Annotated in this window: 17 protein-coding genes; 10 read left to right on the top strand and 7 right to left on the bottom strand. The window is 43.2% G+C overall.

Translation table 11 applies throughout. The features are described 5' to 3' along the window. Positions 1-17 precede the first annotated feature (17 nt). Positions 18-1,199, top strand: a complete 1,182-nt coding sequence (locus VM932_RS01325; RefSeq protein WP_326276790.1) for a PepSY-associated TM helix domain-containing protein — start codon at positions 18-20, stop codon at positions 1,197-1,199. On the opposite strand, the gene VM932_RS01320 is transcribed toward VM932_RS01325, so the two are convergent. Beyond that, positions 1,196-1,933 carry a TerB family tellurite resistance protein gene (locus VM932_RS01320; RefSeq protein ID WP_326276789.1) on the bottom strand — a complete coding sequence of 246 codons (738 nt, stop codon included), beginning with the start codon at positions 1,931-1,933 and terminating at the stop codon, positions 1,196-1,198. The two genes, VM932_RS01325 and VM932_RS01320, sit on opposite strands and share 4 nt — an antisense overlap. 122 nt (positions 1,934-2,055) lie before the next feature. On the opposite strand from VM932_RS01320, the gene VM932_RS01315 reads away from it, so the two are divergent. The 4 genes from VM932_RS01315 to VM932_RS01300 all read left to right on the top strand — a co-directional run bounded on the left by VM932_RS01315 (position 2,056) and on the right by VM932_RS01300 (position 5,427). After that, positions 2,056-2,466, top strand: a complete 411-nt coding sequence (locus VM932_RS01315) for a BrxA/BrxB family bacilliredoxin (RefSeq protein WP_326276788.1) — start codon at positions 2,056-2,058, stop codon at positions 2,464-2,466. 79 nt (positions 2,467-2,545) lie between these two features. Beyond that, a complete protein-coding gene (locus tag VM932_RS01310; protein WP_326277120.1) occupies positions 2,546-3,280 on the top strand; it encodes a lysophospholipid acyltransferase family protein in 735 nt (244 codons plus the stop codon). Then, positions 3,280-3,939, top strand: a complete 660-nt coding sequence (locus tag VM932_RS01305; RefSeq protein WP_326277119.1) for an HD domain-containing protein — start codon at positions 3,280-3,282, stop codon at positions 3,937-3,939. The genes VM932_RS01310 and VM932_RS01305 overlap by 1 nt, the downstream gene beginning before the upstream one ends. A 63-nt stretch (positions 3,940-4,002) precedes the next feature. Then, on the top strand, positions 4,003-5,427 hold the full coding sequence (locus tag VM932_RS01300; protein ID WP_326276787.1) for a Gfo/Idh/MocA family protein: 1,425 nt from the start codon (positions 4,003-4,005) through the stop codon (positions 5,425-5,427). Positions 5,428-5,609: 182 nt separating this feature from the next. Here VM932_RS01300 and VM932_RS01295 read toward each other — a convergent pair whose 3' ends face one another. Continuing rightward, positions 5,610-5,765 carry a hypothetical protein gene (locus tag VM932_RS01295; RefSeq protein ID WP_326276786.1) on the bottom strand — a complete coding sequence of 52 codons (156 nt, stop codon included), beginning with the start codon at positions 5,763-5,765 and terminating at the stop codon, positions 5,610-5,612. A gap of 255 nt (positions 5,766-6,020) precedes the next feature. Between VM932_RS01295 and VM932_RS01290 the strand changes: the two genes are divergently transcribed. The 3 genes from VM932_RS01290 to VM932_RS01280 all read left to right on the top strand — a co-directional run bounded on the left by VM932_RS01290 (position 6,021) and on the right by VM932_RS01280 (position 8,258). Beyond that, positions 6,021-7,115 carry a TFIIB-type zinc ribbon-containing protein gene (locus tag VM932_RS01290; RefSeq protein ID WP_326276785.1) on the top strand — a complete coding sequence of 365 codons (1,095 nt, stop codon included), beginning with the start codon at positions 6,021-6,023 and terminating at the stop codon, positions 7,113-7,115. Positions 7,116-7,428: 313 nt separating this feature from the next. Next, the gene (locus VM932_RS01285) at positions 7,429-7,635 is read left to right on the top strand and encodes a hypothetical protein (protein ID WP_326276784.1); all 207 of its coding nucleotides are present in this window, start codon (positions 7,429-7,431) and stop codon (positions 7,633-7,635) included. A 20-nt stretch (positions 7,636-7,655) separates the two neighbouring features. Beyond that, positions 7,656-8,258 (top strand): hypothetical protein, encoded by a 603-nt coding sequence (locus tag VM932_RS01280; RefSeq protein WP_326276783.1) that lies wholly within the window; start codon positions 7,656-7,658, stop codon positions 8,256-8,258. A gap of 151 nt (positions 8,259-8,409) precedes the next feature. Here VM932_RS01280 and VM932_RS01275 read toward each other — a convergent pair whose 3' ends face one another. Genes VM932_RS01275 through hemH form a run of 3 tightly spaced genes read right to left on the bottom strand, consistent with a single transcriptional unit; the run spans position 8,410 to position 12,017 of the window. After that, positions 8,410-9,510, bottom strand: coding sequence for a lactonase family protein (locus tag VM932_RS01275; protein ID WP_326276782.1), 1,101 nt, complete (start codon positions 9,508-9,510; stop codon positions 8,410-8,412). A gap of 53 nt (positions 9,511-9,563) precedes the next feature. After that, on the bottom strand, positions 9,564-10,940 hold the full coding sequence (locus VM932_RS01270) for an MATE family efflux transporter (protein ID WP_326276781.1): 1,377 nt from the start codon (positions 10,938-10,940) through the stop codon (positions 9,564-9,566). Between the two features lie 30 nt (positions 10,941-10,970). After that, the gene (hemH, locus tag VM932_RS01265; RefSeq protein ID WP_326276780.1) at positions 10,971-12,017 is read right to left on the bottom strand and encodes a ferrochelatase; all 1,047 of its coding nucleotides are present in this window, start codon (positions 12,015-12,017) and stop codon (positions 10,971-10,973) included. Positions 12,018-12,163: 146 nt separating this feature from the next. Here hemH and VM932_RS01260 point away from each other — a divergent pair, with 146 nt between their 5' ends. Beyond that, complete coding sequence (locus tag VM932_RS01260) at positions 12,164-13,234, top strand: mechanosensitive ion channel family protein (protein WP_326276779.1); 1,071 nt, start codon at positions 12,164-12,166, stop codon at positions 13,232-13,234. Beyond that, positions 13,224-14,075, top strand: coding sequence for an N-acetylmuramoyl-L-alanine amidase-like domain-containing protein (locus VM932_RS01255; RefSeq protein WP_326276778.1), 852 nt, complete (start codon positions 13,224-13,226; stop codon positions 14,073-14,075). The genes VM932_RS01260 and VM932_RS01255 overlap by 11 nt, the downstream gene beginning before the upstream one ends. Here VM932_RS01255 and VM932_RS01250 read toward each other — a convergent pair. Both VM932_RS01250 and VM932_RS01245 read right to left on the bottom strand, forming a co-directional pair. Further along, on the bottom strand, positions 14,061-14,816 hold the full coding sequence (locus VM932_RS01250) for a ThuA domain-containing protein (protein WP_326276777.1): 756 nt from the start codon (positions 14,814-14,816) through the stop codon (positions 14,061-14,063). The two genes, VM932_RS01255 and VM932_RS01250, sit on opposite strands and share 15 nt — an antisense overlap. 10 nt (positions 14,817-14,826) lie before the next feature. Continuing rightward, positions 14,827-15,705 (bottom strand): helix-turn-helix domain-containing protein, encoded by an 879-nt coding sequence (locus tag VM932_RS01245; protein ID WP_293166566.1) that lies wholly within the window; start codon positions 15,703-15,705, stop codon positions 14,827-14,829. Positions 15,706-15,887 lie beyond the last annotated feature (182 nt).

The raw sequence follows: 15,887 nt of genomic DNA, 5'->3' as shown, positions 1-15,887 counted from the left end.
TTGCACGGCCCAACCCAATGTTGGGTCTTTTTATGGTCATGGGAAAAAAGAACACATACGGAATCCGAGCTTTTATCAACGATGTGCACCTTTGGTTAGGGCTTGTGAGCGGCATCATTATTTTCTTGGTTTGCCTTAGCGGTACCATCCTTACTTTTGAAAAAGAAATTGAACAGTGGTTCAAAAAAGATATGAAAGTAGTGGCTGTGGGGACAAAAAAATCGCTTTCCAGCTTGGTGAACGACCCCAACATCCGATCAAAAGGACTCCTTACCACCATCACTATACCTTCTGATGAAACTTCACCCTACAAATTATCCATTAAGGAAGATCCCAAGCAAAGAAGAGGCTCTACTTATGAAGTGAACCCTTATACCGCCGAAATTTTGGCGCCACAAGAAACGGGGATGGACAGATTTATGTTCATCATGTTTAAAATGCACCGTTGGTTATTGATGGACATTAAATGGGGAAGACCTATTGTGGGCATTGCCACCATTATTTTTATGATATTGGCCTTATCTGGAATTGTACTTTGGTTCCCCAAAAAAGTAAAATGGAAAACCGTAAAAGCCGGTTTCAAAATCAAGACCAGCGCCAATTGGAAGCGCATCAACCACGATTTGCACAACACCTTTGGCTTTTATGCCTGCATTTTGATATTGATCATGGGCATTACCGGGCTGTGTTGGTCCTTTGAGGGGTATCGCGATGGATTGAGCGCCGTTATGGGGACACGGGTGTTCGGAAACCGTGGCGGGGGCACAGAAGTTGATTTGGAGCGTTTGGACAACGGCAAATCCATTAACTTGGAAGAAGCCATTGCCCTTGCCAATAAGGAGTTGAACTACGAAGGTGAACTAACGGTGAGTTTGCCCAACGAAAAAAACCCGATCTATGGTTTCCGTAAGATTGCGGACAATTCTTGGTCAACCGTGGCTCAGGACAGACTACAGATCCATGAATCGGGCGAAATGATCAACAAAGAAATATATGCCGACAAACCGCTTAATGTGAAAATTGCTTCGGCCATAAAGCCGATTCACACCGGAACCATCTATGGCGGACCTAGCAAGTGGTTGTATTTCTTGGCCTGCTTGATCGGTACCAGCTTGCCCATTACAGGAACCATCATTTACATCAACAAACTAAAAAAGAAGAGCAAAGGAAGAAAGAAGAATAAATCGGCTATAGCTTAGGAAAGTCCTCTTTCCTTTTGAATGGTCTCGTAAGCTTTTTGGACCTCTTTAAATTTTTCTTCGGCCCCATTTCGGATGGCTTCATTTTCGGTGACCACACGATCGGGATGATACTTTTTTGCCATTTTCCTGTAAGCCTTTTTTACCTCATCATCGGTAGCCGTCTTCTCGATTTCCAAAATCTTGTACGAATTGTCCGTCGACTTTATGAACATCGCCATAATACTTTCAAAATCGTGCTGGTTCACTCGAAAATAACCCGCTATCTCCCGTAATTTTTGGATTTCCGCCTTGCTTACCTGTCCATCGGACTGGGCAATCCCAAATAAAAAGTGAAGCATTTGCAAGCGCACCTCGTATCGGGTGCGCTGAACCATAAAATTGCAGATATGCTGTGCGGATATCTCCCGATTTTTTATAACATCATTAAACGTCCGGAAAATCGCGTTCGCTTTTTCCTTGCCATAGGTGCTCAAAAAATACTGTCGCACATAATCCAACTCCCTTTGGTTCACCTGCCCGTCAGCCTTAATAATTATGGAACAGAGCGAGAGCAGGTTCAATTCAAAATCGGCCGGAGAAACCGATTGCCGGGTAACATTTTCAAATATGGACCTGGGGTTATTTCCAGAACCTCCCATATTATCCAAAAAGGTCCCGACGATAAACCCTAAAATCGCACCCGGAAATCGAAATAAATAATAACCGATAAAGGCGGCTATCCACTTGATCATGTTTCAAAATTTAAACGGCAAAGATAACGGTTTGATAGAGAAACAAAGCTTTAAGCAATGTTAAGGGTGATGAAAAAACGCTAACAATACCGTATCTTTGTACTATAATCAAAAAAAAGTCTATGTATCCAGAAGAATTGGTTAAACCTATGCGAGAAGACTTGGCCAGTGCCGGGTTCGAAGAACTACATACAAGTGAAGCTGTAAATGAGGCCTTAAAAAAGGATGGAACCACCTTGGTAGTGGTAAATTCGGTTTGCGGTTGTGCCGCGGCCAATGCAAGGCCAGCTGCTAAATTGAGCCTGCAAAACAGCAAAACGCCAAACAACTTGGTTACCGTTTTTGCCGGTGTGGATATGGAAGCTGTTGCAACGGCCAGAGACCACATGGTTCCCTTTCCTCCTTCCTCACCAAGCATGGCCTTGTTCAAAAATGGAGAGTTGGTGCACATGATAGAAAGGCACCACATTGAAGGCAGGCCTGCCGAACTTATTGCGGAAAACTTGATGGAAGCCTATAACGAGCATTGCTAAAATCAAGAAAATAAAATATGGAATGGCCACCCTAAAGGGTGGTTTTTTTATTTTTACGGCAACCAATAAAAATGTACACGTGCTAAAACTGCTTTCGTATCCCCTGACCGTTATTTTCTTTCTGCTTTTTGGCCTGGTCTTGGTTATTTTCCATCCCATACAGTGGGTTTGCCATACTATGTTCGGGTACAATGCACACAAAAAAAGTGTTTCCATATTAAATTGGTTCATTATGCGGTGCACCAATGTGCTAGGGACACGATACAGTTTTCGTAACAAACAAAACATCCCGACCGACCGACCACTGATCATAGTCACCAATCACCAAAGCATGTACGATATACCTCCTATTATTTGGTATATGCGCAAGTACCACCCCAAATTTGTGAGCAAAATTGAATTGGGAAAAGGAATACCCAGCGTATCTTACAACTTAAGGCATGGGGGTTCCGCTTTGATCGATAGAAAAGACCCGAAACAATCCATCGCCGAGCTTCAAAAATTGGGAAACTATATTGAAACAAACAACCGAAGCGCCGTGATTTTTCCCGAAGGTACACGAAGTAGAAACGGAGTACCCAAACCTTTTAGGACAACCGGCTTAAAAGTATTGATGAAGAAGGCGCCCTCCGCCTTGATCGTACCCATTAGTATAAACAACTCTTGGAAACTGTTGCGCTATGGCAAATTTCCGATGGGTCTGGGTTCCCATGTTACTTTTGAGGTACATCCTCCCATAGCGAACCAAGGCAAGGCAGAGGAGCTTATTGCTCAAGTAGAAAACCAGATTGTATCGGGAGTTAAAACCAAATGATGAAGGAAGACCCATTGGTGCAAGATACCATCAATTTTGTTAAAGAGGAGCTCCAAGATGCCGAAGGAGGACACGATTGGTTCCACATTGAACGTGTTTTCAACACCTCAAAATTACTGTTGAAACACGAACAGGCAGATGCTTTGGTCGTGCAACTGGCAGCACTGCTTCATGATATTGCCGATCCAAAATTCCACGGTGGGGATGAAAGCATTGGTCCAAAAACCGCGGAAACATTTCTTACATCCAAATCCGTTGATGCGGAGACCATCCATCATGTTGTGAACATCATCAAGCACATGTCCTTTAAGAACAGTCTGGAAACGGAAACAGAAAAATTTACATCCAAAGAGCTTCAAATTGTGCAGGATGCCGATCGTTTGGATGCCATTGGCGCCATTGGGATTGCCAGGGCCTTCAATTACGGAGGTTTTAAAAACAGGGAACTTCACAACCCCACGATTCCGCCCAACCTCAACATGACCAAGGAGGAATACAAAAAATCAAAAGGACCCACGATCAACCATTTTTACGAAAAGCTATTATTGCTCAAGGAGAAAATGAACACGGCAAGCGGAAAAAAACTGGCTGGGGAACGCCATCAATTTATGCTGGACTATCTCCATCAGTTTTACAAAGAGTGGAACGGGGATGAATAATCGCTAGGATTACTCTTTCAGTTTTTTGTATCTTGGGATTTCACTTAAATCAAACTAAACAAAATGCAAAGAAGAAAGTTCATCAAAAACACCGCGGCCGCTTCAGCTGCGTTTTCCATTGTCCCAAGTCATGTAATGGGCAGAACCCACATTCCCCCAAGTGACACGCTGTATGTAGCCGGTTTTGGTGTTGGCGGAAGGGGTAATTCCGTAATCAATGGCTTAAACGACACCGGAAGGGTGAAATTTGTGGCGTTCTGCGACGTGGATGACCGTCGCGCCCAACAAACCTACGAGCAATTCCCCGATGTAAAGCGTTTTAAGGATTTTAGAAAGGTTTTTGATGCACATATAAACGATATTGATGCCATCGCCGTGGCAACTCCAGACCATACACACGCCACCATTTCCTTACCATTTATGCGTGAAAAAAAACATGCCTACGTGGAAAAACCGTTGACCCACAACATTCACGAGGCACGTTTAATGACCCAAGTTGCAAAAGAGCAGGGTATCGTAACCCAAATGGGAAATCAGGGAGCATCCAGCGATGGTAGCCGAATAGCACGCGAATGGGTAGAATCGGGCATTATTGGAAAAGTACACACCATAGATTGTTGGACCAACCGACCTGTTTGGCCACAAGGCGTTCCCTTGCCTACAAAAAAAGACCGTATTCCAAGAGGATTGGATTGGGACCTTTGGTTGGGACCGGCCAAAATGAGGGACTATAACGATGCTTACCTTCCCTTTAAATGGAGAGGCTTCTGGGACTTCGGAACTGGAGCTTTGGGAGATATGGGATGCCACATTATGGAAACACCTTTTAGCGTTCTTGACCTTGGTTACCCCAAAGAGGCAGAAGCAAGTTGCACCACAGTTTGGGTAGATGATTTTGTGGAAGCGGATTATAGCCATTCCTGTCCCCCTTCTTCCAAAATTCACTTGAAGTTTGAGCACGAAGAGCACGGCGATATCGCTTTAAACTGGTATGATGGTGGTATAAAACCAAACTTGCCCGATGAACTTAAAGATGATGAAACCATCGGTGATGGTGGCGGGGGAACCGTTATGTACGGTGAAAAAGGCATATTGGTATGCGATACCTATTCCCGAAATGCAAGATTGTTGCCGTCCGAAATGATGGACCTGTACAAATCCCCGGCCCCTAAATACGATAGAGTGCCCGGTGGAATGAGTGGACACTTCGCCAATTTTGTGGATGGTTGCCAAAACGGTACGCCCACCTCTTCCAACTTTGAAAAAGCAGGAAGACTTACCGAAACCGTACTCATGGGCAACTTGGCCGTTAAAGCCTTTCAATACAAAGAGTTGCAAGAAGGGAAAACTCCGAGCGATTGGAGTCCTTACAACTCTCCTGGAAGAAGAAAGCTTTTTTGGGATGGCGACAACATGGAGATCACCAATTACGAGAAGGCCAACGACTGGGTAACCCGCGATTACCGCAAAGGCTGGGAATTGAAATAGATTAAGTTTTTTTATATTGAAAATGGCCCGTTTTGGGCCATTTTTTTGCTTATATCAATCTTGCCCTACACGGATCCCATTAATCGCCATAGTTATGGTTTATAGGTTTTGGGCACCCTAAAAATAGACTGTGCCTACCTTGGTAATCGACCTGTCCGTTGAACCTAAAATGGACCAAAGGCTTAGACCACGGCTCGGCCCGCCAATGGAAAACCTTTGATCGGCTTTTTAAAGGTTGACGGGGCAATTAAGCAAACACCAAGGAACATCTTGTTTTCTTTCTTAAAATAAACATCAAAAGTTTGCTTGCCAATGCCGATTCCTATAATTTTATGCATATATAGTTTTTAAATGCCCGTGGATTATCAATTCTAAGTCAGCCTTTTGGCCCGATGAACCGTTCAATCTTTAGGCATCTGCAGAAAGGGACGGTTATTTCGAACTGTTTCTGAACCAACGACAATAAACAGTCTGGCTCTTTCGCTTTTGTGTTCATCCATTTTTAAAGATCAATATAATTCTAACCTCTTGTAAAGATAGTTTAACAGTACATTTTAATTTCTATTGATTCCCGTTTTTGCGGGAAAGAAGATATGGAAGAACAAAAAATCCAAAAGACCGAACTCAAAAAAGCCTGTGTCAATTGTGGGGCAGAGCTAAAATACAAACCTGGCACCACCAGCATTAGTTGTGAATACTGCGGTCATAAGGAGGACATCTCCATAAAAGAAAGCGGTTTTGAAGAGTTAGAGCTGCAACCCTACCTACAAGAAATGGGGGCATTAAGGCACAGCGAGGAAATTTCCATGCTGCATTGCAAAAACTGTGGGGCCGACCAACATGTGGAGGAAAATTATAAATCACTCCATTGCGTGTATTGCGGCCAACCATTGATCATAGAAGATGCCTACAACGAAAACTGGATTTTGCCCGGTGCCGTTTTACCTTTTCAAATTGATAAAAAACAATCCTTTGCCATTTTCAAAAACTGGGCAAAGCGCTTGTGGTTTGCGCCGAACAATTTAAAAAAGGCTGCGCTGGACCCCCAGTTCACCAAAGGACTCTACTTACCGTACTGGACTTTTGATGCGCAACTCCATGCTTCCTATACTGGTCAGCGGGGCGAATATTATTACGAGACACGAAGGGTGCGCAATGCCAATGGCAAAATGGTGACCCAAAGGGTCAGGAAAACCAGATGGTACCCTGCATCGGGGGAAGTTTCGGGATTTGTGGACGATACCTTGATCAAAGCTTCGCACCAAAAGACCGGAAGGATTCCAAGTAAAATTGCCTTTTGGGATTTGAAAAAGCTTCAACCGTTCAACAGTGGATTTTTATCCGGATTTGTTACCGAAAAATATACCATCCCTTTAAAAGATGGCCATTTGCATTCCAAAGAGGTGGCAAAGGACATTGCAGATTCTTGGTGCAGGCGTGATATTGGTGGCGATACCCAACGTGTGCTTTCTATGGATATGAAACTGTCCGAAGAAACCTTTAAACATATTTTGTTGCCTGTTTACGTTAGCGCGTATCGGTACAATGGAAAAGAGTACAACTTTTTCATCAATGGGGAAAATGGACAAATATCGGGCACTAGACCTTATAGTTTTTGGAAAATCTTCTTTACAATTCTAGCGGCACTTGTGGTCATTGGGGTGATTGTCTTTCTATCAAAGAAATAATATGTAGTAATGAAGAAGCTTCTAATCATGCACGGCAGTGCTGATTGGCGGGTTTCGCCTGAAGAATCCCTAAACTGGTAAGTAAATTGTACAAGTACCAACAAAACACCCAACAAGATTTATTCTTTTTGAAGGGGCAGATCACGGTGTTCGAGAATTTGGGGAGGACAAGTTCTATGCAATGAAAGGACATTTTGACCTTTACCTTAAGGATGGGCATCCACCTCCCAATATGGAACCTCATGGACGGTATAGTACATCATAACATCCATCCCCCAGTTTTTGCACGTATATACCTGTAAATAGATAAGTTATGACCTACCAAAAATTTGCAGTGCTCGGCATTTTTGTCGCTCTGCTGTCTTTGTCTTGCAGGGACACCGAAAAAGAGGAAAAGGAACTGAATCAAAAACTGGAACAGATTGAATCTGTGGAACAGACAGTGGATTCAACCGTAAACGATGTGGACCAAAAAGCATCGGAAGTCGAGCAAATGATCCAAGAACTCGATAGTATCTAATCTAAAAAACCCAAAGTCACATGAAACGAATTTTATTGATTGTTTTGTTTTCCATTGCAGCCCTAAACTTGGCCAATGCCCAAGGGAAATCCCAAGAAAAAGGGCAGGGAAAACAAAAAGCCAAGGAAGTCAGGGAAAAATCGAAAGAAGTAGAAGACGAAGTAAAGGAAACTTCTGAAGAAGCCCAAGAAAAAAAGGAGAATGCCAAGGGCAAGGGCAAAGAAAAGGCCGAACGAACCGCTAAAGAAACGGAAAATGAGGCCCAAGAGGAATTGTCCAAGGGTAATTCCTATGGTAGGGAAAAAGGAGATATGTCCGGCAAAGAGTTCGGACAATATCGCGCATCGCAGGCCAAAGAAAAACTCAAGGAATCCGCGGAAGCATTGAAACAAGACGAAGAAACCTTAAGAAAAGGCAGAAGAGCCTTGGCCGATGCCAAAAAACGTGTTGAGGAAGCCAAAAACAGCGGAGAGGACGATGAGATAATCGCTAAAAAGGAAGAAAAGCTAAAGCGGGTGGAAGAAAAGCTGAACGAACTCGAGGTTTCCATTCAAAAAGGAAAACAAATTCTAAAGGAGAAGGCCGACCAGTTAAAAAAAGTGGGCAGCACTCCTGAAATGTAAGTAAATCCAGTCCAATAGGAATTTACAGAAGGGCTGTCCAAAAAGTATTGAAGCGCGTCATTCTGATAAGCAAATCGCTATGGGGACCTGAATCAAGTTCAGGTCGGTGAAAATCGACACTTTGGACAGCCCTTTTTATGTTCTAAAACTTCTAATCCAAGAACACTAAACAAACCGGATTGGGGTGTTTTACTTCGTTTAAAAATGTCAAGGTACCATTTTCAGCGTCTCTTTTGAATATGGCAATGTTGCTCGTTTTTTTGTTGGCCACCAGTAAAAATTCACCCGTTGGGTCCATGGAAAAATTTCGCGGCCAATCACCATGTACCGATTCCCGCCCCACCAATTCCAATTGACCGGAGTCTTTATCAACTTCAAAAATTACGATGGTGTTTTCCCCTCGGTTGGAGCCATACAAGAACTTTCCGTCCGGTGATAAATGAATATCGGCACAAAAGCTCTCTCCATCAAAATCGGCATCCAAAGTAGAGACCACCTGGACTTCTTTATAATTTCCGTTCCCAGCTTTTTCAAAAACGGAAATGGTACTGTTCAATTCATTGATGACGTACAGCAGCTGACCATTATTGCCAAAGGTAAAGTGGCGTGGGCCCGCCCCATCTTTAAACGGCAAGGAATTTTGTTCCGCTGGCACAAACCCATCCCCTTTTTTATTATACCGTTTAACGGCATCCAATCCCAAATCGGTCACCATAAGGCCACCGGCATTGAACTTGGCCATGTGCGCATGGGATGTTTTTACGGAATCCAAAGATTTATGATCAATGATCTGTGGATTATCCGCCAGAGAGCCATCGTCATTTAAAGAAAATATCGAGACATTGCCCCCAGTATAGTTGGCAACGGCCAAATATCCATCCCCTGAAAGGGAAACATGGCAAGGATGCGCGCCTTGGGTTCCCATACTATTTTGAAGCCTCAAAACGTCCTTGTTTAAACTAAAGGCAGTAACACCGCCGCCCAAACTATCAAAATCTGCCGTTTCCTGAACGGCATACAGATTCTTTTTATCATCAGAAATGGCCAAATAAGATGGGTTTGTCAGTTTGGCCGCCAATTGTTGGTTGGACAGTTCTCCTGTATTTGCGTCAAAAGTGTAGGTGTAGATGCCCTCACTATCACCATCGGTATAAGTTCCAACAAATAGGGTGTACATAGGTTTTTTTTCAGGTTTTTCAGCGCAGGCGATTGCCAAAACAGCAGCTATGCCCGCTAGAATATATTTTTTCATGGATGTTTAGTTAGGCCACCCAAATTAAGCATTCTAAATCAAAGAAAAAGTATTTAGGAAAGTTCGGATTTGATTTCTTTACTTAGAAAAACACCTGTGACCACGGTCGAAAGCACATCGGCAATACAGAAAGATAGCCACACCCCTATTTCGCCCATAAAATTGGGCAGCACCAAAATCAAGGGGATAAAAAAGAATCCTTGACGGGTCAAGGTCAACAACAGGGCTGGAATGGCTTTTCCTATGGCCTGAAAATAGGCCGCCCCGATCAATTGTATGGCAATGATGGGCGTAGCTGCAAAAACCAAACGCATGGCCAAGGGCGTATGTTGCAGTACAAAATTGTTGGTCGCTATTTCTTTTGCGGACAGTTCGGGCCTATTGCTCAAAAACAAGGATGCGATTTCCGAAGGGAAAACCATGAGTACCACAAAAACCAAGGTTGCGACCAAGGCTGCATATTTAATGGCCGTATATATAGATTCCTTTACCCGATCGTACATAACCGCACCATAATTATAGCCTGCGATGGGCAAAAAGCCCTGTGTTACCCCGAACACGGGGAACAGGGCAAACATGAGCATTCGGGCGATAATCGCATAGACCGCCACCATGGCCTCCCCACCTAGATTGAACAATATATTGTTCATCAACAAATACACAATGCTGGTTACGGCCTGACGGGCCAAGGTAACAAAACCCAAAGAACCTATTTCACGCAAGATCGGACGATCCAACCCGAAATGGGAGATATCGATCTTCAATTCCGAATTGTCTGATAGAAAAAAATAAAACACATAAAGGAAACAAAGCAAATAGCCTACCGTGGTGGCCCAAGCGGCGCCATGCATGCCCCAATCAAAAACATAAATAAAGATGTAGTCCATGAGCAAGTTGCCCACGGAAGGTATAATCATGGCAATCATCGCAAAACGCGGTTTCCCTTCGGCACGGATTACGGAATTGCCCATCATACAGAGTGCCAAAAAGGGAACTCCGTACAAAATGATGGTATAATAAATCTTGGCAGGTTCAAAAATGGAGCCTTTACCGCCAAAGGCTGGAATTAGGTTATCCACATAGTAAAGTCCCAAAGCCACCATGGCAATGGTAACCAATAAAGTCAATGTAATCTGGTTACCGAAGGTTTTAAGGGCCTTTTCCCGATTATTGGCACCCAGGGCCCTCGATATAATGCTAGATCCGCCAATACCAATGGCCATACCCAAGGCGGCGATAAAAAAAGATACGGGCAATACCACATTTATGGCTGCAATGGCTATGGATCCTATCCAGTTTCCCACAAAAATGGAATCCACCAACACGTTCAGGGACATTACCAAAATACCAATGGAAGCAGGAACGGCCTGTTTGACCAGTAATTTTCCTATAGGTTCCTGCCCAAGTTCATCTGAGGTTATTTTGGCCATGCCACGGTTGTTTGTTGCATTGAAATGGAATTATCGGATATGATATTCGGGCAAAATGGCTTTATCGGCCCAAGTATTGATCCATTTTGCCATGAGTTCGGCCCAATCGTCACGATCGTTCAAACACGGAACGTGGATGTAATCACCTCCTCCGGCTTCTTGGAACTGCTCCTTTCCTTCCATGGCAATTTCTTCCAAGGTCTCCAGGCAATCGCTAACAAATGCCGGGGTAATGACGGCCAAGTTTTTAACACCTGCTTCACCAAATCGTTCAAATTCTTTGTCGGTAAAGGGTTGCAACCATGGGTCGCTGCCCAATCTGGATTGGAAAGAGGTACTCACCTTATCTTCTGGCAAGCCCAATTGTTTTTTTACCAATTCGGTGGTATCGTAACACTGGTGCCTGTAACAGGTATGGTGAGCAACAGAGTTGGTCTTGCAACACTTGCCATTTAGTTGACAGTGGAACTTGGTCGGGTCTGATTTTCTAACATGTCTTTCTGGAATACCGTGGTAGGAGAAAAGGATATGGTCATAATCAAAACCCTTTAGGCCTTCGGCTATGCTTTTTGATAATATTTTGATGTAATCCGGATTACTGTAAAAAGCCGGTAAAGTGGTCAGGTGCATTTCGGGAAAATCCTGCTGTTGCACTTCCAATGCCTTTACCACCACCGTTTCGTAGGATGACATGGCATAGTGGGGGTACAAGGGCACCAATAAAACCTCATCGACCCCTTTGTCCTTCAACTCCTGCAATCCTTCTTTTATGGTGTTCGAACCATATCGCATGCCCAGGGCCACGGGAAGCTCGGTATGTTTTTGCACTTTTTCCGCGAATCTTTCGGAAATAACAATCAATGGAGAACCCTCATCCCACCAAATTTTGGAATAGGCTTCTGCAGATTTTTTGGGGCGGGTGTTCAAGATAATCCCTCGAACTATAATATTTCTGAGCACCGGGTTCACATCAATAACACGCTCGTCCATCAAAAACTCATCCAAATACGGTTTGACATCCTTGGCGGTTGGGCTATCTGGCGATCCCAAATTGACCAATAAAACTCCTTTTTTCACGGCTTTTCTATTTAGTCCGCTAAAATACAACACGAAGTGGACATCGCCTTTTCCTCATCAAAATACTTTCTTATGATGAAATAATGTTTTTCGATTTTGTTCAAGCATTCTTACCTGCTTGACCTTTTCTGTCTTATTTTTGAGATATGGAGTCTTTTTACGACAATGTTTCCAAAGAATCCCTCATTTATTTGGGCGTGGCCCTGCTTGTGCTCGTTATCCTTTATTGGGGTACTTCTATTATACTAAAACGCTTGGGGAAAAATCCAAAATACTTGCTGCCCAAAAGTGCCTTTAAACGATTGGCGTTTCCCTTAATTTTAATTTTTATCTCCGTACTGCTCCGAATGAAGGCCCTGCGAGATATTTTCGGCCTTGAAGATGCAGAATACTGGTTTAAAAAAGCGAGTGCCGTCCTCTTTATCTTCGCCATGGCCTGGGTTATGATAGCACTAATTAAAATTATAAAAAAGACTGTTATCCAGCATTACGATGTTGGTGCTGCCGACAACCTCAAGGCTCGAAAAGTATATACCCAGTTTACCATTTTGGAGCGCATTTTTATTTTCATAATAGTTCTACTGGGAATTGGCTTTATGCTGATGAGTTTTGAAGAAATCCGGGAAGTGGGCATCAGTATTTTTGCCTCAGCGGGGGTTGCGGGAATCATTATCGGGTTTTCGGCTCAGCAATTTATCGGAACTATTTTGGCGGGAATCCAAATCGCCATTGCCCAACCCATAAAATTGGACGACGTGGTTATTGTGGAAGGTGAATGGGGCAGAATCGAAGAAATTACGCTCACCTATGTGGTAGTGGGTATTTGGGATAAAAGACGTTTGATTGTTCCTACGCCTTACTTTATAAACCAACCCTTCCAAAACTGGACCAAGACCTCATCGGAACTTATGGGAACCATATTTTTATATGTGGATTATAAGGTTCCGTTTGATAAAATTAGGGAAGAACAAACCCGTATATTAAAAAATACCGACCTCTGGAACGGCAAAGTGGATGTGGTTCAGGTTACCGACACCAAGCCCAATTACGTGGAGATAAGAAGCTTGGTAAGCGCCAAGGATTCGCCCACCGCTTGGGATTTGCGCGTACATGTAAGAGAAAAGCTCATTGTATATTTGCAGGAAAATTATCCTGAAAGTATTGCAAGGACCACCCGATTATCCGTTGAACATAAAAACGATTTTAATGAGAAATAGAACCTTAATTGCCCTTTTGATTTTGGCGATCCATGCCCATGCACAACAAATCACTTGCTCGCCTGGGGACAAATCCCTTTTTAAAACCAAAATCAATGATTTAGAGCAAACAAAAGCCTCCAACCTAGGCGATACCATAGCCTTGGTGGGCCAATCTTTTTTGGGAACGCCCTATGTGGAAAAAACCCTTGAAGTTGGTGATACCGAAACACTGGTCGTGAATTTTGGAGGGCTGGACTGTACCACCTTTGTGGAAAATGTGCTGGCCTTGAGCTTGATGCTTCAAAACCAACAGAAAGACTTTGAAAGCTTCACTCAAAACTTGGAGACCGTTCGGTATAGAAATGGGAAGTTGGATGGGTATCCTTCTCGCTTACATTATTTTACGGAATGGATTCGTAACAACGAGAAAAAAGGATTGGTCAAGGACATAACTGCCGAATTGGATGGTGTTGAGCTAGAAAAACCCATCAATTTTATGGGTACCCACCGAAACTTATATCCTTTTTTGGCCAGTGACGAGAATTTTGAAGCGATGTTGGCAGTAGAAAAAGAAATTGCCAAAGAAGCGCTTTGCTACTTGCCACAAGACCAAATTGAAAGCAGGGAACATCTTATCAAATCAGGTGATATTCTTGCCTTGGCCACCTCTATAAAAGGGTTGGATGTGACCCACACTGGAATTGCCATCCATCAACCTGATGGAAGGTTGCATTTATTGCATGCCTCCAGTAAAAATGGCGAAGTGGAAATCTCCGATTTGCCCTTGGCGGATTATCTCAAAAACATCAAAAGCAATATTGGTATTATTGTGGCCAGGCCCACTTTACTTTCGCTTTAGGCACCATTCAATGGCCCCCAGCAAATGATTTCGGAACATGGGCTCGTCATAAGAGTCTTCGGTATGCCCTCCGCCTGTGTAAAAAGCTCTTCCCCCGTCAAATTCGTGATACCACGCAATAGGATGATTGGAGCCGTTGGTTCCGCCTTGGTAGGTACTCTCATCCAAATTGAGCAAAACCGTTGTACTGGAACCCAGGTTTTTGAAGTTATACCACTCATCCGTTCTTATCCACGAATCTGGTAAGTGCGCTGTTGATGGATGGGCTTTGCTTACCACATCAATGGTTGCTTTTCGGACATTGGGATCGTTGGGATGGCTCACAAAATAACCGCCAACCAGTTTCCCGTACCAAGGCCAATCGTATTCGGTATCGGCGGCTGCATGGACACCTAGGAACGAACCCCCTCCTTTGATGTACGATTCAAATGCACGTTGCTGTGCATCGTTCAACACATCCAAGGTTGTATTCAAAAAAACCACCAATTTATAGTTTTGAAGGTTTTGGGAAGTAAAGTCTTCACCTGACTCAGTTTGCAAGGCAACAAAGCCATTCTGCCTGCCAAGTTCCCTAAGGGTTTGCACTCCTTTTTCAATGGATTTATGTCTCCAGCCTTCGGTTTTGGTAAATACCATCACCAATTCCGGCATTTTTACATTTTCGTCTTCTTTTGCGGGTTCCTCTTGGGCACAAGCACAAACTACAAAACAAAAGGTTAGTAACAGGACGGTAAATCTCATAGTCATAGTTTTAGACGTTTGAAGTTAAGTATTTTTTTGGTGTAGTGCCGAACTTCTTTTTAAAGGAAGCAATAAAATGACTGGCGGTACTGTACCCCACTTTCAATCCTACTTCGTTCACATTGTGTTTGCCCGTTTCCAACATTTTTCGGGCATATTCCATTTTATAATCGAACAAGAATCCAAAAACGGAATCGCCGTAAATCTGTTTGAACCCCTCTTTCAACTTTTTGAGGCCCAACCCAACTTCTTGGGAAAGTTCGGCCAAAGTGGGTGGCTCTGCCATTCGGGAAATCATGATTTCCTTGGCCATCCGAATCCGGCGAACATTGTCCTCATCGGCCAAATAAGGGCATTGTTCCAAATCTGCATCTTCGGTTTTGTTGAAATACAGGGAAATCAATTCGTATACCTTGCCTTTCAAGTACAATTTTTTGATGGATGGGTGAAGGTTGAAATTCATCAACTGACTCAATACAACCGCGGTTGCAGGTGACACTATTTCTTGGGAATAATATTTCTTTTCCTTGTTATCATCACTTAAAAAAGGAATGTAATCCGCTTCGTCCGAAAACAAGGAGTGAAATTTTCTAATGGTCATCACAACGGAAAGCAACCAAGAACCAGGCGATACAATCAGGTCCAAAGGCAGATTCTTTTGGGTATTGTATAGGAGCAAGGAGTTTTCCTCGTTCACCTCCAAATAATAGTTGCCCTCGTTAAAATTAAATTTTGACCTCCCCTTTAAACAAAAGTGGAATTGTATGTACGAACTGTCGATATCCCGTTCAATAAGCTTTGGTTCTTGGGCATCGTTTTGGATCTTGAGTATGTAAATCCCGTCCTCGACCAAAATTTCGTCATACGAACCTCTAGCGATATTTTTCATATTTGTTTTCAATCCGGTATTGCTTTTTACTTAATTTAGAATCGCTCTAAATTGTGTTTATTACCATCAAATTTATCAATAATAACAATGCTTTCCATCATTTTCATCAAAAAAATAACACAAAATTACAGCGACGGTTATTTATAGTTCCGCTAGCGTTATTTTTTGGCCTACAACCCTAT

This window comes from Flagellimonas halotolerans (assembly GCF_035818535.1).
Classification (GTDB): Bacteria; Bacteroidota; Bacteroidia; order Flavobacteriales; family Flavobacteriaceae; genus Flagellimonas; species Flagellimonas halotolerans.
Note: the sequence above shows the minus strand (reverse complement) of the source record. Positions and strands in the feature narration are given on the sequence as shown.